20 protein-coding genes, 2 pseudogenes and 1 riboswitch are annotated in these 21,661 nt (G+C 60.4%); of the genes and pseudogenes, 10 read left to right on the forward strand and 12 right to left on the reverse strand.

Features of this window, described 5'->3' with window-relative positions:
• A pseudogene (locus HB376_RS22640) lies at window positions 1–187 on the forward strand (hypothetical protein); the annotation flags it as partial.
• A gap of 172 nt (window positions 188–359) precedes the next feature.
• Here HB376_RS22640 and HB376_RS22645 read toward each other — a convergent pair.
• From HB376_RS22645 to HB376_RS22700, 12 genes are all read right to left on the reverse strand, one after another.
• Window positions 360–983: a hypothetical protein gene (locus HB376_RS22645; protein ID WP_213765909.1), complete on the reverse strand. Its 624-nt coding sequence runs from the start codon at window positions 981–983 to the stop codon at window positions 360–362.
• 96 nt (window positions 984–1,079) lie between these two features.
• Complete coding sequence (locus HB376_RS22650; RefSeq protein WP_213765910.1) at window positions 1,080–1,577, reverse strand: low affinity iron permease family protein; 498 nt, start codon at window positions 1,575–1,577, stop codon at window positions 1,080–1,082.
• Window positions 1,578–1,840: 263 nt separating this feature from the next.
• Window positions 1,841–3,082, reverse strand: coding sequence for an MFS transporter (locus HB376_RS22655; RefSeq protein WP_213765911.1), 1,242 nt, complete (start codon window positions 3,080–3,082; stop codon window positions 1,841–1,843).
• A gap of 111 nt (window positions 3,083–3,193) precedes the next feature.
• Window positions 3,194–3,502 carry a type II toxin-antitoxin system RelE/ParE family toxin gene (locus tag HB376_RS22660; RefSeq protein ID WP_213765912.1) on the reverse strand — a complete coding sequence of 103 codons (309 nt, stop codon included), beginning with the start codon at window positions 3,500–3,502 and terminating at the stop codon, window positions 3,194–3,196.
• Window positions 3,499–3,777: a YlcI/YnfO family protein gene (locus tag HB376_RS22665; RefSeq protein WP_213765913.1), complete on the reverse strand. Its 279-nt coding sequence runs from the start codon at window positions 3,775–3,777 to the stop codon at window positions 3,499–3,501. Before HB376_RS22665 ends, HB376_RS22660 begins: the two co-directional genes overlap by 4 nt.
• 186 nt (window positions 3,778–3,963) lie before the next feature.
• Window positions 3,964–4,470 carry a 6,7-dimethyl-8-ribityllumazine synthase gene (locus HB376_RS22670; RefSeq protein ID WP_213765914.1) on the reverse strand — a complete coding sequence of 169 codons (507 nt, stop codon included), beginning with the start codon at window positions 4,468–4,470 and terminating at the stop codon, window positions 3,964–3,966.
• 84 nt (window positions 4,471–4,554) lie between these two features.
• Window positions 4,555–4,728: riboswitch (FMN riboswitch) on the reverse strand.
• Window positions 4,729–5,814: 1,086 nt separating this feature from the next.
• On the reverse strand, window positions 5,815–6,630 hold the full coding sequence (locus HB376_RS22675; protein ID WP_255631515.1) for an ABC transporter permease subunit: 816 nt from the start codon (window positions 6,628–6,630) through the stop codon (window positions 5,815–5,817).
• 35 nt (window positions 6,631–6,665) lie between these two features.
• Window positions 6,666–7,457 (reverse strand): ATP-binding cassette domain-containing protein, encoded by a 792-nt coding sequence (locus tag HB376_RS22680; protein WP_213765916.1) that lies wholly within the window; start codon window positions 7,455–7,457, stop codon window positions 6,666–6,668.
• The gene (gene tauA / locus HB376_RS22685; protein WP_213765917.1) at window positions 7,454–8,473 is read right to left on the reverse strand and encodes a taurine ABC transporter substrate-binding protein; all 1,020 of its coding nucleotides are present in this window, start codon (window positions 8,471–8,473) and stop codon (window positions 7,454–7,456) included. The genes HB376_RS22680 and tauA overlap by 4 nt, the downstream gene beginning before the upstream one ends.
• Before the next feature lie 145 nt (window positions 8,474–8,618).
• Entirely contained in the window at window positions 8,619–9,425 is an 807-nt protein-coding gene (locus HB376_RS22690) for an amino acid ABC transporter permease (protein ID WP_213765918.1), read from the reverse strand.
• The gene (locus HB376_RS22695; protein WP_213765919.1) at window positions 9,415–10,158 is read right to left on the reverse strand and encodes an ABC transporter permease subunit; all 744 of its coding nucleotides are present in this window, start codon (window positions 10,156–10,158) and stop codon (window positions 9,415–9,417) included. The genes HB376_RS22690 and HB376_RS22695 overlap by 11 nt, the downstream gene beginning before the upstream one ends.
• Before the next feature lies 1 nt (window position 10,159).
• The gene (locus HB376_RS22700; protein ID WP_213765920.1) at window positions 10,160–10,996 is read right to left on the reverse strand and encodes a transporter substrate-binding domain-containing protein; all 837 of its coding nucleotides are present in this window, start codon (window positions 10,994–10,996) and stop codon (window positions 10,160–10,162) included.
• Between the two features lie 330 nt (window positions 10,997–11,326).
• Between HB376_RS22700 and HB376_RS22705 the strand changes: the two genes are divergently transcribed.
• The 9 genes and pseudogenes from HB376_RS22705 (at window position 11,327) to HB376_RS22745 (ending at window position 21,478) form a co-directional block, all read left to right on the forward strand.
• A complete protein-coding gene (locus tag HB376_RS22705) occupies window positions 11,327–12,220 on the forward strand; it encodes an amino acid ABC transporter ATP-binding protein (RefSeq protein ID WP_213765921.1) in 894 nt (297 codons plus the stop codon).
• A gap of 32 nt (window positions 12,221–12,252) precedes the next feature.
• Entirely contained in the window at window positions 12,253–12,879 is a 627-nt protein-coding gene (locus tag HB376_RS22710) for a cysteine dioxygenase family protein (RefSeq protein WP_213765922.1), read from the forward strand.
• The gene (locus tag HB376_RS22715; RefSeq protein WP_213765923.1) at window positions 12,879–14,066 is read left to right on the forward strand and encodes a PLP-dependent aspartate aminotransferase family protein; all 1,188 of its coding nucleotides are present in this window, start codon (window positions 12,879–12,881) and stop codon (window positions 14,064–14,066) included. The genes HB376_RS22710 and HB376_RS22715 overlap by 1 nt, the downstream gene beginning before the upstream one ends.
• A gap of 33 nt (window positions 14,067–14,099) precedes the next feature.
• Window positions 14,100–15,737, forward strand: coding sequence for a rhodanese-like domain-containing protein (locus tag HB376_RS22720; protein ID WP_213765924.1), 1,638 nt, complete (start codon window positions 14,100–14,102; stop codon window positions 15,735–15,737).
• On the forward strand, window positions 15,734–16,555 hold the full coding sequence (locus HB376_RS22725) for a transporter substrate-binding domain-containing protein (RefSeq protein WP_213765925.1): 822 nt from the start codon (window positions 15,734–15,736) through the stop codon (window positions 16,553–16,555). The genes HB376_RS22720 and HB376_RS22725 overlap by 4 nt, the downstream gene beginning before the upstream one ends.
• 220 nt (window positions 16,556–16,775) lie before the next feature.
• Window positions 16,776–18,220, forward strand: a pseudogene (locus HB376_RS22730) (NAD(P)/FAD-dependent oxidoreductase).
• A 173-nt stretch (window positions 18,221–18,393) separates the two neighbouring features.
• Window positions 18,394–19,485 (forward strand): ABC transporter permease subunit, encoded by a 1,092-nt coding sequence (locus HB376_RS22735; protein ID WP_213765926.1) that lies wholly within the window; start codon window positions 18,394–18,396, stop codon window positions 19,483–19,485.
• On the forward strand, window positions 19,479–20,348 hold the full coding sequence (locus tag HB376_RS22740; protein WP_213765927.1) for an ABC transporter ATP-binding protein: 870 nt from the start codon (window positions 19,479–19,481) through the stop codon (window positions 20,346–20,348). Before HB376_RS22735 ends, HB376_RS22740 begins: the two co-directional genes overlap by 7 nt.
• A gap of 74 nt (window positions 20,349–20,422) precedes the next feature.
• Window positions 20,423–21,478 (forward strand): ABC transporter substrate-binding protein, encoded by a 1,056-nt coding sequence (locus HB376_RS22745; protein WP_213765928.1) that lies wholly within the window; start codon window positions 20,423–20,425, stop codon window positions 21,476–21,478.
• Window positions 21,479–21,661: the final 183 nt, after the last annotated feature.

Genomic DNA, 21,661 nt, shown 5'->3' on the forward strand with positions numbered 1-21,661 from the left:
ACAAAAAGGGACGCACATGAACGCCCTCATCGCAGTGCTCAACGGGGGCAAAGACCTCGATTCACTACAAACGGCGGCTCGCGCGATCAAGGTGGGTGCATTGATCTGCATTCGACTTTCCGGCCGGCGTTCGTTCGGCCAGCGCTCCGCGTTCGACGACGAGCACGTGTTTTGCGCCACGACCTGACTGCCATATTTGCAACCGGGCGACTACCCTGTTTCAAAGGTATCGGGGAAAGCCCTCCGATACCGTGAGCATGACTACGGTCTTGCGGCAGATGCAACGGCCACACCCCCGCGTTCCGACAAGCCATTGAACGTGTTGCCGGAATGCCATGTTGCGCGTTGGCTCAAACGGCTCAAGACGCAGGAGGGTCGCTCGGGACATCCGGCTTGCCGGAGTCGGCTGCCAGCGCATCACGGAACATGGACAGCCGCTGCTGGTAATTTTCGGCATCGCCGTAGGGAAGGAATGCTTGAGTCCTTGCCGGGGCGCCGAGTATTTTTCGAGCGTGCTTGATGGGGCACCAGTACTGTTCGGTACGCGCGGCGATCTCCGTTCCATAAGCAAGCAAGCCGTTCGCATACGCACAGTACGCGCAATTAAACTTCTCCATGAAGTTCAGATAGCTCAGGTGCCACCGGTCCATCACGATATAGTCCGAACGCCTGACCTTGCTGATCCTGTACACAGGAAAGCAGATGGCCTGATACAAACTCAAGCCGAGGTCGAGGAACAGCAGCGGCACGATCAGCCCATAGATGACGGGCGCGACCACGACAGTAGGCGGACGACTCTTGAAGAGCCATTGCAGCAGTCCCGTCTTCGATTGCTGGTGTGCCGCCCTGACCGACTTGTCGAATCTGATCCGCTTGCCGTCCACGCGATAGAACAGGGGCACTTCCGCCTGATGCACAACGGCCCTCAGCTCATCCTCCAGCACCTTTATCTGCGCCATCAGTTGCCGCACTTTCTCGTTCACATGACCCCCGTGCCAGTTGGATACGACCGATAATCCCGCCAACTCATGGCTGTTCGAGAAAGGCAGCAGGACTGCTGCCAAATAAACGCACGGCGACTAAGAGGAGGCATGCGCGACGGGTGCCTCATCTTCGCCGGCCGCTTTCCGGAGATAAGCGGCTGCCAGTCGTCGTAGCTCCTCTTCAGAGGCATCCTCGATCCCGATCAGGTGATTGTCCGCAGACCGGTGAGACGCTAGTAACTCATTGAGTTTCAGGTGAAGCGCCACGCTGTCCTTGTTCTGGCTTTGCTGGATCAGGAACACCATGATGAACGTGACAATGGTCGTTCCGGTATTGATCACCAGTTGCCAGTTTTCCGAGTAGTGGAAAACCGGCCCGGTCACAGCCCAGACCACAATACTGATTACCGCAAGGCCGAACGCTACGGGGGAACCGGTCCATCGGGTCACGGCACTCGCGAAGATATCGAAGGCGCGGGTAACAGGGTGATGGGTCGCGTAAGCGGGACTCAAGGTGTCAGGGACTGTGTCCAACGAGTCCGTTGACGACAACGGGTGCGACGGCTGCAATGGGTGCGGCGTTTCCTTTCGCATCGCTTTCTCCTGGCTATGCTTGGCTTTGTGTCATCGGACCAAGAGCAAAAATCATTCCGGATAGGCGGCTCAGAGAAGTTTGACGATATCGCGCTGGTATAAGACACGTTAGCACCATCATGCTTTAGCGCAGGCGAGGCGGTCCCGAAAGCTCCCGAAAGCTATAGGGACGAAGTGGACAATGGAAACCAGATGCCAATGGATAACAAACCTGAACGGCTGCTTCACGCTTCATTCAGCGATCGACCTGGCCTGGTTCCCGATCAAGACGCCGCGCCTCCAGGAAGTGCCGCCAGTTGCGTGACCCGAGACAGAACGATTACCCCTAACTGGATTGCGAAAGCCGCCGTCGACATCAGCAGGCATGCGCTCACGCCGGTCTGCGTCGCGAGCGCTGCACCGAGTAACGCGCCCACGGGACGCGCTCCATAGGTTGCAGTGCTCATGATGGCCGACACTCTGCCGAGCATAGCGTGGGGTGTGATTGCCTGGCGCAATGTTGTTGATCCAATTGTCCACAGCACTGGCCCGGCACCCAGCAAAAAGAAGCTCACGCAAGCCATCCATACATGCGGAAAAAACAAGGTCGCGCTCATCAGCACCGATGCCAGGAAGCCGCACACAGGGCCGATCACGAGGGTCCGGCCGAACGAAATTCGCCTGGACACTTCGGGTCCCGCCAGCGCACCGGCCACCATACCCGCGCCATAGGCCGCCAGGCTCACGCCGATCACCCATGAGGACATATGCAGATGGTGGGCCGCATAAGCCACGTAGACCGCCTGCAACACGAAATAGCCCAGGTTGAAGAAAACCGCGGTAAGAAGAATGGGGCGAAGCAGCGAGTCGCGGAATACGAAAGCGGCGCCCTCGCGGACCTCGGCGAGGAAATGCCTACCGGTCCTGGGCAGATGCGCTGAGACGGGTAACGCGCGCAGCAGCGCAACGGCGCAGGCCGATAGCAAGCTCGCCACCGCGTAGGCCCAACCCGCACCCACGGAGCCCACGATCACCCCGCCTAGCGCCGGCCCCGCCGAATACGCAACGCTTCTGGCCAACTCGATACGGCCGTTTGCAGCCGGCAGCGCAGCGCGAGGCACGAGAGACGGAACGAGCGATGGTGCTGCGACACTGTAAGCGACCGTACCCGCCGCGCCGATAAAACCGCAAACAGCAAGCAGCGGCAGTGTGAGCAGATGGATTCCGATCAGCACAAGGATCGTGAGCATTGCCAGTACGCGAACGGCTTCGGCACTTGCCATCAGTGCGCGTCGCGAGTGACGGTCGGCATAGACACCCATCGGCAACGAGAGCAGCAGGAAGGGCAGCGTCTGGGCGGTTTGCAGCAGGCCCGTTTGCGCGGCGCTTGCACCCAGCAGGAACACTGCAACGAGCGGCGCGGCGGCAAGACTGATCTGTTCGGCGGACTGTGCCAGCAGATTCGACCATGCTAAACGATGGAACGCCGACGGCAGGGTGGTGCGCTGGTTTGACGGCGGGTGCATGACGTGAGGCTCCTTGGGAGGTGGCCCGATCATCATGGTGTGCGAAGGCGTTCGATACGCCCCGGATCTTGCGCTTACGTTCAGCTACGCCAATAATTTCGTCATGGACAGTTAGTGGTAGTCGTCTTCCAACTGATCTCGTACCGCCAGGATTGTCACTGTATCGCTGTCGTCTATTTCGAATAACGCTACATAGCCGGATCGCCCGAAAGGGATAATCAGCTCCCGCAGAAAGGGAACATTCGGCTGCGCCTTTCGGCAGGTAAAGGGTGAAGCACGAAGTGTGGCGATACCCTCGTAGACTGCGAGAAGAGCACGCTCGGCGAGCGATACGTCCAGCGCATCGCGTGTGAGGATGAAGTCGTAAAGTCGTTCGAGATCTTCTGCGGCACTACCGGTAAAGCGTATTTCGAACGTCATCGGCGCGTCTTGCTCCGCGTTTTCGCTGCATCTAGCCGCTGACTCAAGCGAGAAAGTACTTCCTCGGCCGAAATATAGTCGCCGCTACGCTTCGCATCGTCACGAGACGCAAGTCCGCGAGCAACGAACTCGCTATGATGCTGTCGACGCAGGATATTCTCGCGAATCGCCTGTTCGACAAAACCGGAGAGACTTTCGCCTTCCTGCAGGACGCTTTCGGCAGCCTCGCGCAATTCTGGTTCGACCCGTACCGACGGGAATGTCGCTGTTTTCATGATTCACGCTCCATGCATCGCAATTGCGATGCATCATCGTGTTTTACTGGATTGAACGCAAGGGAATCCAGTCAATGGTCGTGCTTGATCAAGCGGCTTTCACATCCTGAGTGTGCTGTCGTTGCAAAAAGCGCCACATGGGTTGAAATGACCACGTGACGCTTTTGCCTTTTGCATTGCCCAACGTTATCGGGTGTTCGCTAGCGCTGTGATCTTGCGGATCGTATCGGCGCAAGCAGTTGCTGCTTCAACGCCCTTCACGACGAAGTGCTCGCGAAAGAACTTCGTGTGTTCTTCGCCCGAGTGGAAGTGATGTGGTGTCAACACAGCGGACAAGACCGGCGTGCCGGTTTCCAGTTGCACTTGCATCAAGCCGGTGATGACGGCCTGCGCCACGAATTCATGCCGATAGATGCCGCCGTCTACCACGAGCCCGGCTGCAACGATAGCCGCGTAGTCGCCGCGTTGAGCGAGCAGCTTCGCGTGCAGGGGGATTTCGAAGGCACCGGCGACTTCATAGAGATCGATGTCGTCGCGGCTGAATCCTTGTGCCTGGATGGCGTCGAGGAAGGACGCTTTGCATTGGTCGACAATGTCGCGATGCCAGCACGCTTGAATGAATGCGATGCGGGCACGGGGTTTTGCTGCCGTGCTAACGGCGGGATTACTTTCGAGAGTAGTGGAGAGCGTCATAAATTTAAGCCTGTTTGTGTGAACAGGGCGAAGGACGGCATGGTTCCTCAACGCACATGCTTTCGCGCAGAGGGACGCACGCCGTCCCGTTCTCTTTCATCCGGACTATGACCGTCGGCCCCGGGATCAAACCGGGTCTGCTGACCTTTGTGTGTTGCCATGTTTTTCGGGGCAACACACAAAGCGCTCGCGGGCTACGCGCACATGTTGTACGCGATTACCGCCGGTGGGGAGTTTCACCCCGCCCCGAGAACTTGTTCTTAGTGAACGGAACGTAAATTATCATGATTTTTAAAAATGTGCCGAATACACGATTGGGTTTTGCTCGCGCCGGTGGACGGGGGGTGGGGGTTCGGGGGGGCGGTGCCAGGTTTCAGGGTTAGTGGTCGGGGGTCAATGCCGGGTTGGTGCTTTCGGCGTTAGTGGTCTGCGAGAGTCGGATTTTCTCTTTATCACTATTAGCCACTGTGCGTGGCGGCACGTCATTTCTTTGTCCAAAGCGACAAAGAAACGAAGCAAAGAAAGCGCTTTAACCGCTCTACCCTAAGTGTCCACAGCGTGCAGTTTTCATTCATGGGTGCCCCAAAAGCACGGTGCTCGCCAGAGCCACGGATGTTTGAACCCCTCCTTCTCCGAACACCGATACCCACACGCTTCGCCACCAGTGATTGAATCTGCCCAAGGGGCACCCCGCGCTATCCGCGGACGCCAACCACCAACTATGTGCGCAACTCGAACCACGTCGCTAACCCACCGAGAAACCAGGTCGCGAAAATGCGAGCGGCCATAACCGACAAAATAATGCGCAGGCCACTCAATCAACCTACGAAAAACGACGCTTCAAATATGCGCCCGGTCGTGTAGCCCACCAAGAGAACGGCGCAGAATAAGCAGCCGACATACGAAGAACTGCAGAAGCAGATACGCAGATACGCGTGAGGCCGTGCGGGTTCCTTGGCAATTGTGCTTGCCCGAGAGCGTACGGGGCGAAGCGTGTTCGTGTCAGGATTCGCGAGAAGGAGGGTTTCACATATCCTTCGCTCTGGCGAGCACCGTGCTTTTGGGGCACCTATGAATAGAAACTGCACGCTGTGGACACTTAGGGTAGCGTGTTTTAAAAGCGTTTTCTTTGCTTCGTTTCTTTGTCGCTTTGGACAAAGAAATGACGTGCCGCCACGCACAGTGGCTAATAGTGATAAAGAGAAAATCCGACTCTCGCAGACCACTAACACTGAAAGCAGCAACCCGGCACCAACCCCGACCGCTAACCCCAGAACCGACCACCCCGACCGCCGCCCCCAAACCCGCCAAAACCCCGGTCCACCGGCGCGAGCAAACCACCCGTCAAGCCTTCCCCCTCCAGGGAACTAACCGCCGCTCCAGCGCCCGCATACCGAGATCGAAGGTCCATGCAATCAATCCGATCAACACAATCCCCATCACCACCACATCGGTTCTGAGAAAGCTCGATGCGTTGAGCACCATCTGCCCAAGCCCAGCCGTTGCCGCCACCATCTCGGCCGCAACCAGCGTTGTCCAGCCAAACCCAATCGCGATCCGTAATCCCGTCAAAATCTCGGGCAACGCGGCCGGCAGCACAACAAACCGCACGACCTGCCCAAAGCTCCCGCCAAGGGAATACGCTGCGTTCACCTGCTCAGCGGTAGCGCTCCGCGCACCTGCCCGCGCAGCCATCGCGATCGGCGCGAAGCAGGCAAGATAGATCACGATCAGCTTCGCGGTTTCATCGATACCAAACCAGATCACGACCAACGGTAAATACGCGAGCGGCGGCAGCGGCCGATAAAACTCCAGCGGCGGATCGAGCAGGCCCCGCGCGATGCGGCTCACCCCCATGAGGATGCCGACAGGCACGGCCGTCACGCTCGCCAGCGCGAACGCGCCGAACACACGAATAGCGCTCCACAGCAAATGCTCGGACAGTGGCAGGCCGCCTTGAATACGGCCATTCCACGCGTCAATGAACGCACTCCACACCGCCTGCGGCGAGGGCAGGAAAAGCGGCGGCACCCAATGAAAAGCCGTGGCCGCCCACCACAGCACGGCAATAGCAGCGACCGACACCGCACTCAGGACCGCGGTCGGGCCCTCGCCGGGAAGACCACGCCGTGGCTTGCGTCTGCGCTTGGCTTGCGACATGGCGGCGGCAGGCGGTAGCGAGTCGATCGAACTCATCAAATCACCTCCTGCAGCGCGGCGTGCGATCCGCCATGCAGTCGCCGAACCAGCCGCTCGCGCCATTCGATGAACGCAGGCGATGACTTCACCGCGCGTGCATCGCGCGATTCGAGAAACTGCCGCGCGAACGGCAACGCGTGGCTCTCGGCGATCCGGCCAGGACCCGGTGTCATCAGAACCAGCCGCGTCGCCAGGAACAACGCTTCTTCCACGCTATGCGTGATGAAGAAAATAGTCTTGCGGGTGCGGCCCCATACATCGAGCACGAGCTCCTGCATGGTCTCGCGCGTAAGTGCGTCAAGCGCGCCCATCGGTTCATCCATCAGCAGGACCTGCGGATCGCTCGCAAGCGCGCGTGCGATTCCAACACGTTGCTGCATGCCGCCCGAAAGCGCGTAGACTCGCGCATCCGCATGTTTTTCCAGACCGACGAGGGCCAGCGTTTCACGCGCTATCTCACGACGCCGCGTGCGGCCCACACCCTGAAAACGAAGTCCGAGCGCGACGTTATCAATCACATCGAGCCACGGCATCAACGCATATTTCTGAAACACGACACCGCGTTCGGCACCGGGCCCGACGATCGGTTCACCGTTCAGCCGCGCCTCGCCAGCAGTCGGATCGATGAAACCGGCGAGGCAGTTCAGCAGCGTTGTCTTGCCGCATCCGGAGGCGCCAAGCGCAACCACGAACTCGCCACTGTCGATCTGCAGATCGACGCCCTCCAGAGCGGCCGTCGCCGCGCCCTCATAGGTCACGCCGAGGCCGCGAATGTCCAGCGTGCTCATCGCGATGCTTGCTGTACGAAACGTGGGTCGACGCCGACCGAATAGTCAGGCAGCAGGTTCTGGATCGTGCCCTGCGCCTTCAGGAAGGCCGCAGTGGCCGCCAACGACTTCGCGGCGCCCGACTGAGCACCACCGCCAAGCCAGGCCGGTGAAGCCTGTTCGGTGAGTGTCGGGAAGGCGTAAAGCGCGAGACTGGCAGGCACGTCGGCAGCGGTCGCGCCCGATTCCTTCGCCACATCCTCGACTTCCTTCGACCCGGCTGTCCAGGCAGATTTGTGATCGCGATACTGGGCGTCGGTGGCGGCGAGCACCTTGACCAGACCCGTCACGAATGCATCGTTATCCTGCGCAAACTTGCGGCTGACAGCGAAACCGTCGAAGGTTGCCTTGCCGGTTTCCTTCGCGACTTCACCCGATGTAATCAGCACCTTGCCGTTCTTCTTGACCTTCGCCAGCACCGGGTCCCAGATATAGGTGGCGTCAATGTCACCGCGTTCCCACGCCGCAGCCACTTCAGGTGGCCGCAGGTTCAGGATCTTCACCGTAGACGGATCGACGCCGGCATTTTGCAACGCGACAAGTGCGTGGAAGTGAGAGGTGGAGACGAACGGCAGACCGATTTTCTTGCCCTTGAGATCGCTTATCCTGGTCACGCCGGAGCCGTCACGGGCAACGAGCGCTTCGGCGTCGTTGATGTTGTCGAGGATCCAGAACAGGGAGATGTCCACCCCTTGCGAGAGGCCGGCCGCGATCGGGCTGGAACCGGCTTCACCCAGTTGAATGGAACCGGATGCCAGCGCGCGGATCACATCGGCGCCGCTGCCAAGCTTGCGATACGTCACCTTATAGCCGGTCGCTTTTTCCACTGCGCCGCTCACTTGAGCGTAACGCCACGGTACGACCATGTCCTGGTAACCAATCACGACTTCACGCGACTGCGCGTGAGCGGCACTCGCGGCCACGGCGAAGAGTGCAACACCGGCGCACGCGCGCAAGGAGGAGAGAAAGCGTTTCATCGGAAGCCCCGGTTCAAGTGTGTCTCGTGAAAGGCTTTCGACTATAAGCAATCCGCGCGCAAGCGGTTAGAAGCATTCGTGCGTTGCAAATGACGTCGTTCAAGCGTTGCTTTGCACGTTGTGCTGGAAGTATCGGGCCCGCGCTTTACACGGTCCTCAGCCGTTTTTCGAACGTGCGCGTGAGCCACGAAATTGGATAGCAGTAGGCGAAGAAGATCACGAGCGTCGCGACGTAGGTCAGCACCGTAAAGCTGCTGCGTGCGACCGTGCTGCTGGCGATCTGCGCGGTGTCGAGCAGGTCATGAATGCCCACCAGCGACGACAACGCGGTGCCCATGGTGATGATGGCGTACACGTTCATCCATGGTGGCAACATGCGGCGAACGCATTGCGGCACGACTATTTTCAGCAGGATTTGCGAACGGGAAAACGCAAGCGAGGCCGCCGCTTCCCACTGCGCTGAAGGAATGGAAGCAACCGCGCCGCGAAATACTTCCGCTATGTTCGCGCTGGCTGGCAGAGCAAGCCCGAGCATCACCTTTAGCCAGTCCGGGAACGGTACGGTAGTGCCGAAAACGTGGATCTCGAAGGGGAACACGTAGGTCGTGAAGTAGATCAGCACGAGCCATGGGGCGTTGCGAAACGCGACAATCCACAGTCTTGCCAACCGCCCGGCGAAGGATTTAGACATCGCCAGGGCACCCGCAAGCAGGCCGATCAATGTCCCTATAAAAATCGCGCCGATACTGATAAGCACGTTCATCGCAAAGCCGTGGGCCAGCGCCGGAGCCCATTCTACGAGACGTGCCAGGGTCTCGCCGCGCGAGCCTGCTTCGGGCGCGAGTGACCACAAAGTGGCGCCCACCGCGACAATGCCAAGCACGGCGTAGATGCCGGGCGGCAAGCGCGTGCCAGCGAGCTTGCCCGTGGCTGACGCAGAATCAGTAGCCATAACCCGGAATCCTGTAACGACGTTCGAGCCAGCGGCCGGCCAGCGTGACCAGCCAGGTGAGCACGCCGAAGAACGCGAGAATCAGCAGCATCAAAGCGAGCACATTGTCGCGCTGGGTCCAGATCATGATGGACTGGTAGGTGACATCGCCCACGGCGATAGCCGATGCCACCGCCGACGCTTTCACCAGTTCCACCATGTTGTTGACGAGAGCAGGCAGCGCCGAGCGCAACGCGAGCGGCAGCTCGATGCGCCAGAAACGCGCGGCACGGCTGAAACCGAGCGAGGCTGCACCTTCAAGCGTTTGAGAGGGCAGTGCGTCGAAGCCGGCGCGCAACGCTTCGGCGTGAAATGCGGCTTTATGCAGCGACAGTACAAGTACGACCCAGAAGAACGGCTTGAACGGGTTATCGATACCGCGTGCATGCAGCCATTGCGTGATCAGCATGTTCAGCACGAGAAACGCGCAGTAGAGCTGTACGAGCGTGGGTGCATTGCGGGTGATTTCGATGAAACCGCGCGCCAGTCCGGAAACCAGCCGGTTGCGGCCGCGCAGTGCGAGCAGCAACACGAGCCCTGCAACGGCGCTGGCCGTCATGGTCGAAACAATGATCTCGATGCTCACGCCCAGACCCTGCACGAACGGCACGCGCTCGTAGTCGTCGAGCAGGAAGCGGTAGTCGAGCCCAAGACGCGCTGTTGCCGTGACGAAGCCGTGCAGCAGCGTGTCCATGCTAGTTCTCCACGGGCAATTGCCGATGCCATTCAGCCAGCGCGGGCGACGGCGGGTTGAGCCCGTTCTTCGCCTCGGTCGCAATAAGCCAGCCGTTGCGATGCAGGTCGCGCACGAATGTATCGAGTTTGGCGGCGGTATCGTGTTCGCCCTGACGCACCCAGATCACCGACGGTGCGGGTTCCAGCTCAGGCTGCAGGACGCGATAGTCATGCCACTCGGGGTCACTCTGCAGCAGCGGATAAAGCAGTGGCGCAGCGTCATGAACGGCTGCGATGCAACTGCCGCCGCGCAGCGCCAGCAGCGACTGGGAGGCGCCCGGAAAGGCCCGCGGGATCGCACCGTAGCGTTCCACTATCGGGCGGATGTAACTGCTGCCCTGCGAAATGCAAACCGGCTTGCCGCGCAGATCTTCCCAGCGCGTAATACCGCTTGTTTTAAGCGTGATTGCCGTTCCGCCAACGCGATAGTAGGGCGTGGGTACATGGTCCAGCATTTCGCCGCGCTGGGTGTTGTACTCCATGTTTGCGATCAGGATATCGACCTTGCCCTGCTGAAGAAACTGAACCCGTGTGGAGGGCAACACGGACACCAACTGCACCTTCACGCCCAACCTTTTACCGAGTTCGTTAGCCAGGTCAACATTAAAACCACGCGGCTGTTGCGTCGCGGGATCGAGTGAACCGAACGGACTGCCGCCGATCAACACACCCACGGCGAGTTCATGGCGGGAGTTGATTTTGTCCAGGGTCGCGTCCGCGTGTGCAGTCAAGGAAAAGGCCATGGCCGATGCCAGCACGACGGATCTAAGCAGGCAGCGGAAGTTCGTCAGGATCATAGCGGTGAATAGCGGCAGAAGAGCCCAATAGAATAGGTAAGCGCCCGCGCGTCGCCAAGGAAGCGAATCTGCTAAGCAAATCATAAGACTGGTGGATTAAGGACTTAGAAAAGTACGCAGGGAGCGGTTGCATTCGGGGGCATCTTTGGCATCTTTAGCAAGGAGGCTGCTATCGATTCGACGAATGCTTGGTTATCGAAAAGCGGCATGGTTCTTAGAATCTTCGCTCCAGCATGCTTTCGTGCGCTTGAGAAGGAACCCCGCGATGACTCAGTTGATTCTTTCGAAACGCGCCGTCAGGACCCTTGTAAAAACTTCCGTGGAGGTCGCATGAGTCTGCTGGCGCTCGCGCTCGATCCGCTTCAGGACGCTTCACCGCTTGGCCTTGCGCCGGCACGATCGGGCGTTGACCGGAGCGCTGATCCAGTGCTGGTTTCATTGCGCGATGTCCACCTCTCTTACGGCACGGTACCGGTGCTCAAGGGCATCGATCTGCGCGTGCGACGAGGCGAGGCCGTCTCCATCATCGGGCCGTCCGGTTCCGGCAAGTCGACGCTCTTGCGTGTGATCAACGGCCTTATCTCGCCGCAGCAGGGCGATGTGCATGTCGACGGAATCGATGTCCGCGCGCAGCGCACCGACGCGCAGAAAATAGCGTTGCGCAAGCGCATTGGGTTTGTGTTCCAGCAATACAACCTGTTCCCGCACTTGAACGTGCTCGCCAACCTGACCATCGCGCCCATGAGCGTGCTCGGACGCAGTCGCGCCGAAGCCGAGCACGACGCACACGCCCTGCTGGCGAAGGTGCGCCTGGCTGACAAGGCCAATGCATATCCGGGCGAGCTGTCCGGAGGCCAGCAGCAGCGTGTCGCTATTGCTCGGACGCTTGCCATGCGCCCCGACCTGATCCTCTTCGACGAAGTGACGTCTGCGCTCGATCCGGAAACAGTGGGCGAAGTCCTCACGGTGATTGGCGAACTCGTCGACGACGGCCAGACCTGCGTGCTGGTCACGCATGAAATGCGTTTCGCCGAAGATGTCAGCGATGAAGTGTTTTTCACGGAGGGTGGCTTGATTGTCGAGCACGGCGCGCCCTCGCAAATCTTCGCCGCACCGGAGAACGAACGCACACGCCTGTTTCTTCAACGCGCACGCGGCGAGGACCGGCGCGCACTGCGCAAACGCTCGCGAAGCGGTGCCGCTCTCGCTTTGGCCGGCACCTGACTCCTGCAAAACTTTTACGACCCTATCCCGACATGACCGCAACCTCCGCACCCGATCAGATTGGCGAACGCCAGGCCGCTGTTGCCGCATTGCTGGACCATGTACGTCATATGGTGGCGAAGCAGGGCGTGACCCGCGCTGCGCTCGATGCCATCAGCGAGCGCTTGCAGGCGCTCGCCGTGCACCACGCCGAGTTGTTCACTGCCGGGGATTTCCCGCCGCCGCAAGCAGGCAGCGGCGATACGTCGACGCGATACAGGCTGAATCCCGGCGAGGACGGGTTCGCGCTTTATCTCAACTCGCTGCTGCCCGGCAAGACCACTATTCCGCATAACCACGACACGTGGGCAGTCATCGCGGCGCTCGATGGCGAGGAACTGAATCGTGTCTATAAGCGTACCGACGACGGTACGGACCCCGAACGCGCCACGCTCGATCTCGAGCGGGAAGTCGTGGTGCGTCCGGGTACATCGATCGCGTTCCTGCCTGAAGACATTCATAGCATCCACGTGACGGGTGCAACCCCCACCTTGCATTTTCATCTCTATGGGCGGCCGCTGGAAACGCTCTCTGGCCGCCTCGGATATGAACTCGATACCGGGCGTGTAGTGCGCTACAACACGACCCATCTGCACAGTGACACGCAGGCGGTTGGCTGATGAGTCCGCCCCTGCTGCGTAAAGCGACGCGCCTGATGCGTGCCGGTGCGCCTGCGTTCATCGATGGCGCCGCGCCGGTCAATGTACCGGTCGAACGCACGAGCACGGTTCGTTTCGAGAACACGTTGAGCCACGCGGCGCTCCATAAACGGCGCGAGGCAGGTGAGGCCATCAGCACGTATGGACGGCATGGCACGCAGACACACCGGGCGCTGGAAGCGGCTATCGGGGAACTGGAAGGGGCGTGTGATGTGCTGCTTGCCCCTTCAGGTTTGTCGGCAATCTCACTGGTGTTTATCGGCTTGTTGTCGCCGGGCGATCACGTGCTGGTTCACGACGGTGTCTATGGCCCCTTGCGCGAACGGATCGAACCGCTGCTTACGCGGCTGGGTGTTGCATTCAGCTATTTCAGCGCAGCCGACGGCTTGCCGCATAAGTTGCTTCAAGCCAATACGCGACTGATTTACGCAGAGTCGCCGAGTTCGTTTCTATACGAGATCATCGATCTCCCCGCGCTTGCGGATTTTGCTCACGAGCAAGGGGTCCTGCTCGCCGCGGACAACACGTGGGGCGCGGGCTTGCTCTATCAACCGCTGGCGCTGGGCGCGGATGTCTCCATCCAGGCTGTCACCAAGTATCTCGGCGGACACTCGGACTTGATGCAAGGCGCGGTATCAACCGCGGATGCAGGCATCGGGCAGCGCTTAAGAGAGGCCCACGACGCGTTGGGCTTAAGCGTCAGCGCCGACGACGCCTATCTCGCATTGCGCGGCATCCGTACGCTCCCCGTACGCCTTGCACAACATGCACGCGGCGCGTTTGCCGTCGCGTCGTATCTGCAACGCGTGCGCCAGGTCACGCGCATCTTCCATCCGGCGCTGGCTACCGATCCCGGACACGCATTGTGGTCGCGCGATTTCCACGGCGCGAACGGGCTTGTCTCGTTCGCCTTGCGTGACGCCGATACCGGCCACGCTGCTGCTTTCATCGACCAGTTGCACCTATTCAGCATTGGCGCGTCATGGGGCGGCTATGAAAGCCTTGCGCTGATCGCACCGCCACGGCGTTTGCGTTCCCATAGTTATTGGCAGGGACAGGAAGCCGTGATCCGGTTGCATATTGGGCTGGAGGATGCGGACGATCTAATCCTCGACCTTGCACAAGCGTTTCGCAGCGTGCTGTCCTGAACGCTGTCCATCTCTTCTTCCGGCCCTTCTCCAATGACCTCAACCCGAAACGATGTGGCTTTCGTCGATGCATCCATTGTCCGCACATGGCTCAACGATAAAGCCGAAATCGCCTTGCTCGATGTCCGCGAAGCCGGGCAGTTCGGTGAAGGGCATCCGTTCTTCGCGATCCCGTTGCCCTATAGCCGGCTGGAGATCGATGCGCCTCGACTGGTGCCGAAACCCGGCACGCGGATCGTCTTGCTTGATGACGGCGAGCACGCCGATAACGAAGGTATCGCGGTACTCGCAGCACGTCGGTTGCGAGCACTCGGCTACACGAAGGTATCCATCCTGCGTGATGGCGCGCGCGGTTGGCAGGCGGCGGGTTATACGCTGTTTAAGGGCGTAAATCTGCCATCGAAGACCTTTGGAGAACTCGTTGAACACGCGTATGGCACACCGCATCTATCGCCCGAAGAGCTTGCGGTTCTGATCGAAGAAGGACGAGCTCATGTGTTGTTCGACGGACGGACGCTCGATGAACATCGAAAGATGACGATCCCAGGCGCTATTCCCGTGCCGAACGGCGAGCTGGCGTATCGGATCGGAACGCTGGTAGCCAACCCCGCCACACCGATCGTGATTCATTGTGCAGGGCGCACGCGCAGCATTATCGGTGCTCAGACCTTGCGCAACCTTGGCGTGCCGAATCCGGTGATCGCGCTGGAGAATGGCACGCAAGGCTGGGCGCTCGCGGGACTCAAGCTCGAACATGGCAGTGAGCGCCGCTACCCGGAGGGTTTGAACGAAGCGGCGGTTGCTGACGCGCAAACGCGCGCGGCCAAGCTTGCTGCCCGCTTCCACGTTGCAACGCTCGATGCTTCCGCCGCGCAAGAATGGCTTGCTGATCCGAACCGGACGACCTTCCTGATCGATGTCCGTACGCCGGAAGAGTTCGCGCACGACGGCTTGCCGAGTGCCGTCCACGCGCCGGGAGGGCAATTAGTACAGGCAACTGACCAGACCATTGGCGTGCGGCGTGCCCGCGTGCTGCTGGTCGATTACGACGGCGTCCGCGCTCCTGTGATTGCTACATGGCTCGTGCAGTTAGGCTTCGAGGCCGCGTTGATCGATGCCCCCAATGCAACTACACTGCACCTCGCCAGGCAGATTGCATCGGCACAATCGTCCTTGCCGCTGCTCGACACGGCCGCGTTGCGCGAAGCCGCAACGGGCCATGTGTTGCTGCTGGATTTGCGATCGAGCGCCGCCTACCGGCGGGAACATGCTGCTGGTGCGCACTGGTCGATTCGTCCGCAACTCGCGAAAACGCTCGCCGCGCTCAAGGCGGCACCGGGCGACACGCTGCTGCTATTCGCGCATGAACCTGCGATAGCGGACATTGCAGCAACCGACTTGCGCGAGTTGGGTTTCACGTCGCTTTATCTCGCCGCCAATGGAATCCATACCTGGAAGAAAGCGGGCTTGCCGCTGGCATCGACGCCCGATGTTCCCGCCGATGCCGCGCGTATCGACTATCTGTTCTTTGTCCACGATCGTCACGATGGCAACCTCGACGCCGCTCGCCAGTATCTCGACTGGGAGACCGGTCTGATCGCGCAATGCGCACCTGATGAACTCGCTGTTTTTCGTATCGATGCACCCGCCACGGAAAGTCCCAGCCAATGAGATTTCGCTTCGCCGCCTTCTTAAGCTTTACCTTGACCGCGCTTGCACTCTCGCAAGCCGTTCACGCCGATGCCACCCTCGACCGGATCAAGTCACGCGGCACGCTCACCGTCGGAGTCGTGCTCGACGGCACCTACGGTTCACTCGACCCGCAGACTCGCGAGCCCGTCGGCTACAACGTCGAGCTCGCGCAGGATCTTGCCAGACGACTCGGCGTGAAATTTGAAGTGGTGGAAGTCACGCCTCCGAACCGCGTGCAATTCCTTCAGCAGGGCAAGGTCGATGCGCTGATCGCGAGCATGCAGTACACGAGAGAGCGCGACGAGATACTGAGTTATGTGCCTACGCCGTTCGAGGAGATCGGCGGCTCGGCCATGGTTCACAAGGGGGCGGGTATTCACGACTGGAACGATCTGCGTGGGAAGCCTGTCTGTGTTTCGCAAGGCAGCAACTACACGCGTCCGCTGATTGAACAATACGGGGCACAGGTCAAGGGTTTCAAGGGCATGCCCGAAGCATTGCTGGCGTTGCGCGGCGGGACTTGCGTGGCGTCGGTCCATGTGACGCCCGGTATCCAGGCCCGGCTCGCCAGCACCTCTGGCGAGTGGCAGGATTATGAGTCACCGATGCCTGACCAACTGATTCCTTCACCGTCGGTGATCTGGGTGCGCAAGGGTGAGACGGACACCGTGGCGGCGCTGGACAAGATCGTGAAGGAGTGGCACCGAAGCGGTTTTCTCATCGATGAAGGCAATAAGTGGCACATGCCTCCCTCAAAGCAATTGCTCGCCTGGCATCGGGAATATTCGTCCAAGTGAAATAAAGAACCGGTCAGGCAGCACCAGGCACAAACGTGCATGCGCCTGACAGATATAACCCGGTCCGCTTGGAGAACGCATAGTCCGGGCCCAACGGCAAGCACACCTTCCCGGCCCTTCCGCAAAAAGCGTCTAAGCAAAGTTGAATTGCTTGGTTGCCAGCGCGCGCGTCCCTTTTCAATATCTCGACCATCCCTCCATTTCCTGATCAACCCGCGCAATGACAACCACAGCCGCCAATCCCGATGCAAACGCGCTCGATGCGCTGCGCCTGCTAGGCCCCGACCTGATAACTGGGTGCCGGACCGCGCGGGTATCGACCACAACGTCGTGATCGTTGGCGGCGGACAGACCGGCGTCGCGTTTGCGTTCGCGCTGCGGCACGCGGGTATCGGCAAGGTGTCGGTGATCGATGCGGCAGCCGACGAAGCGAGTGCGGGCGTCTGGCTCAACCGGGCGCGCATGAACAAATTGCGTACGCCGAAGACGCTGACAGGGCCGGAACTCAGCGTGGCGGGATTGAGCTTCCAGGCATGGTTCGAAGCGCGTTGGGGCGCGGCGGCCTATGCGGATATCGACCGGATTCCTCGCGTGCGCTGGGCCGAATATCTTGGGTGGTATCGACACTTCCTGAAGATTCCGATTCGTTATGCCACGCGTCTCACGCGGATTGAACCGGTGGACTCGCACTTCCGGTTGCGCCTGCTGAACGCGGAGGGTGACGAGCATGTCGAGACGGCACGCAAGGTCATCCTGTGCAACGGCGTAGCGGGTAATGGCGCTGCACAGATACCGGCTGTGCTATACGAGAACCTGCCGCGCTCGCTCTACGCACATACCTCCGAGCCTATCGATTTCACTGCACTGCGTGGCAAAGCGGTGGCGGTGATCGGCGGTGCGGCGTCCGCTTTCGACGCCGCTGCTACGGCACTCGAAGCGGGCGCCGGGCAGGTGCATCTCTTTGTGCGCCGCCCCGCGATTCCCGCCGTGCCTATCACGCGTACCCGAGCGTACCCCGGTGCGTACGACAACTACCCGCAGTTACCGGACGCCTTGCGCTGGCGTCAGGCATTGCGCTTCCGCCAGGCAGGTTCAACGCCTCCGGTCGACGCCGTGGAACGCGTGACGAAGCATCCGAACTTTCATCTGCATCTTGGCGCGGCTTGGAATCACGCAAGCGCGGAGGGCGGGCATATTGCGGCCCAGGTAGGCAACGAGCACTTCCGGTTCGACTTTGCGATCGCGGGTACCGGCTATCTTGTCGACCCGGCTGTGCGTCCTGAGCTTTCAGCGGTATCGAAAGACATCCTGCTGTGGCGTGACCGATATGTCCCCGCGGATAGCGAGCGCGATGACTATCTCGGTGCTCATCCCTACCTTGGTGCAGCGCTCGAGTATCTGGAGAAAATCCCCGGAACGGCGCCGTATCTCGCGAACCTTCACGTCTACAACCCTGCGGGCCTCGTCAGCTCCGGTGTGCCGGTAGGCGACGTGCCGAGCATGAAGCGCGATATCCCGGCGGTGGTGAGCCGGATCAGCCGCGATCTGTTTCTCGCCGATCTCGATCGCCACGAGGAACGCCTGAATGGCGAGGTGCCTCCCGACTTCAACGAGACGCTCTATGCGCATAGTGTGTGGCAAGGAGAGAGGGCCGATATCGTCTGAACGTTCATGCAATCGATAAAGCACGTGGCCTCATAAACTTATCGCAAACGAATAATTGTTAAGAGTCCGGCACGTCGCTAGTCTTAGCGTTTGTAGCGAGATAACGCGTTTTCGACAATTCGGCTCCAGTGCGTGCGCACAGGTTTTTCAACGTAACGAGGGCCTTCCCCATCATGTCCGGCACTCCTCATTTCGATCCAGCCTCCGGACACCCCAGCGTCGGGTTCCAGCCGCATGCGGCGAGCACCCGGACGCAACCGGCCCGCGTGAGCGCGGCGTCTTCGAGCGAGGCGGGCAAGAGCCTGTTGCCCGCATGGCTGGCAGCACTGGCATGGCTCGCCAGCGCCGGCTTGACGCGCTGGTGGCCTGACGCGGACGAGTGGCCCTACACCGGTCATCTGCTGGTCCTCAAGCTGGTGCTCGCGGTGACGGCGTTGCTGATAGGCGTGGCAGCGCGCAGAAGCCTCCTGGCGCGCCAGGCCGATGCGCCTCAATCACGCGCTGAACGCTGGCTTGCGGCCATGCCCTGGTTCGTTGCGCTCGCGGTGGCGGTGACGGCGTGGGAAGTACTCACCGCGAAACTCGAATGGCTGCCTCGGCCATTTTTCGCTCCCCCTCAAGCACTGATCGCCGTTTATTTCGATGACTTCCCCCGCCTCGGATCAAGCGTCGCCCATTCTTTCGGATTGCTTGCTTATGGTTATGTGATCGGAGCGATAGTGGGCTTTGTGACAGGAGTCGGGATCGGCTGGTCGCGAGCAGTGGGGTACTGGCTGCATCCGGTATTGCGGCTGATCGGTCCGTTGCCGGCTACCGCCTGGTTACCGCTGGCGTTCTTTTTCTTTCCGTCGAGCTTTAGCGCCAGCGTGTTCCTGATTGCGCTCGCCACCGGCTTTCCCGTGGCGGTGCTTACATGGTCGGGCGTGGCCGGCGTCAACAGCGCGTTCTACGACATCGCCCGTACGCTTGGCGCACGGCCCGGTTTTCTGATCCTGAAGGTTGCGATACCGGCGGCGTTGCCGTCTGTATTCGTCGGACTTTTCATGGGGTTGGGGGCGTCGTTTTCCGTGCTGATCGTGGCGGAGATGATGGGTGTGAAAGCAGGGCTCGGCTGGTATTTGCAATGGGCGCAGGGATGGGCGGCTTACTCGAACATGTACGCGGCGTTGCTGGTCATGGCGCTCATGTGCTCGGGCCTGATCACGTTGCTGTTCCGCTTTAGAGACCGGTTACTTGCCTGGCAGAAGGGGTTGTTGAAATGGTAAGCACGCAAGGTGTTGCGCAATCGGCGCAAGCCGCGCAGCCGGCATTCAAGGCCGCGGCAACCGGCGCGCGTATCGACGTCAGCGACGTGAGTCATCGGTTCTCGCTGCACGGCGCGGCGCTGCCGGTTCTCGACGATGTCAGCTTCTCGGTTGCACCGGGTGAGTTCGTCGCATTGCTCGGGCCCAGCGGTTGTGGCAAGTCGACCTTGCTCAGGCTCGTGGCCGGACTCGATGCCCCTGCGGTTGGCACGGTGTCGTCGAACGGGGTGGCTATACGCGGTCCGGACCCGTCGCGGGTCGTGGTGTTTCAGGATCCGACGTTGTATCCGTGGCGCACGGTACGCGCCAATGTTGGCCTTGGACCCGAGGCGCAGCGCAGACGGCGGCGGTTTCCGTGGAGCCGGGCTCGCTCGGTCGAGTCTCTTCCCGATGGCGAGCGTTCGGCGGAACAGCGTATAGACGCCGCGTTGCAACTGGTCGGTCTGACCGACTTCGCGGCCGCCTACCCGCATCAGTTGTCCGGAGGCATGGCGCAGCGTGTTGCGCTGGCGCGCGCGCTTGTCAACGATCCCGAGTTGCTTGTACTCGATGAGCCGTTCGGCAAGCTGGACTCTCTCACCCGGCTGCGGATGCAAGGCGAGCTGGTGAAGTTGTGGCTGGACGCGCGCTTCTCCGTGCTGCTTGTGACACACGATGTGGAAGAGGCGTTGTTCCTTGCAAACCGGGTGATTGTTTTCAGTGAGCGACCGGCAAGGGTGACTGCGGAAGTGCGCAATGACGCGCCGTATCCGCGGCATCGAGACGATCCCAAGCTGGTTGAACTCAGGCGCGAAGTGCTTGCGTTACTTGGTCTGGTTGCTTGAGGTGGCAAGTGAGTTTCCTGATCAAAATCACACAGACAAAATATCAATAACGAACGACCCGTGGAGAATGTTTGATGAATCGTCCTGATGCCGATGATGGCGAAAAAGCCGTCGTGCCGGAGAATATTTCGCGCCGCGCGTGGCTGCGCAAGACCGCATGGACCGCTGGTGCGGCGGCACTTGGCGGGGCATCGTTTGGTCTTGCAGGATTGCCTGCCCGTGCCGACAACAGCCGGTTGAAACAGTTGAAGTTATCGTGGAATGCCGGTGCGATTTGTACGGCGCCGGTACCGGTGGCGGTCAAGCAGGGCTTCTTTGCCAAGCGTGGCCTGGACGTTGAGCTGATCAACTTCGCTGGGTCCACGGACCAGTTGCTCGAAGCCATTGCAACCGGCAAGTCGGATGCCGGGGTCGGCATGGCGCTGCGCTGGATCAAGCCGCTGGAACAGGGCTTCGATGTCAAGCTTACTGCCGGCATTCACGGCGGCTGCATGCGCTTGCTCGCGACGCGCAGTTCGGGAATTGTCGATCTGCCCGGCTTGCGCGGCAAGATAGTGGGCGTGAGCGACATGGCGAGTCCAGCCAAGAACTTCTTTGCTATCACGCTGAAGAAGATCGGCATTGATCCGGATAACGATGTTCAGTGGCGTCAGTATCCGGCCAACTTGCTGGGCGAGGCGTTGAAGAAGGGCGAGATCCATGCGATAGCGGACGGCGATCCGACCATCTGGATGCTGCGGGAATCGGACCATCTCTACGAGGTGTCGAACAACCTGTGCGGTGAGTATCAGACGCGCGTGTGCTGCGTGCTCGGCGTGCGTGGGACGCTGGTAAGGAAAGATCGTGCGACGGCGCAGGCATTGACGCAGGCTTTGCTCGACGCAACTGAATGGACGGCGAACCATCCTGCGGAAGCGGCGACTATCTTTGCGCAGTACGCGCCGCAAGCGGACGTGGCGCAACTGACCGCCATGCTCAAGAGTCACACGGATCATCATCATCCGACGGGGGATGCGTTCAAGAAGGAGATTGCGCTGTACGCGGACGACTTGAAGACCGTGGGCGTGTTGAACGGCAGCACGGATTCGAGCCACTTTGCTAATCGGGTGTTCTCGGATGTGTTGGTTTAGAGATTGATTTTTCGCTCGCGCCGGTGGACGGTTTTTTGGGGGGCGGTTGGGGTTGGTCCGGGTTCCATGGTTAGTGGTCGGGGTTGATGTTGGGGTGGTGGTTTCGGCGGTAGTGGTCTGAGTCAATGCCGGGTTGCTGCTTTCAGCGTTAGTGGTCTGCGAGAGTCGGATTTTCTCTTTATC

Source organism: Caballeronia sp. dw_19, assembly GCF_018449515.1.
Lineage (GTDB): Bacteria > Pseudomonadota > Gammaproteobacteria > Burkholderiales > Burkholderiaceae > Caballeronia.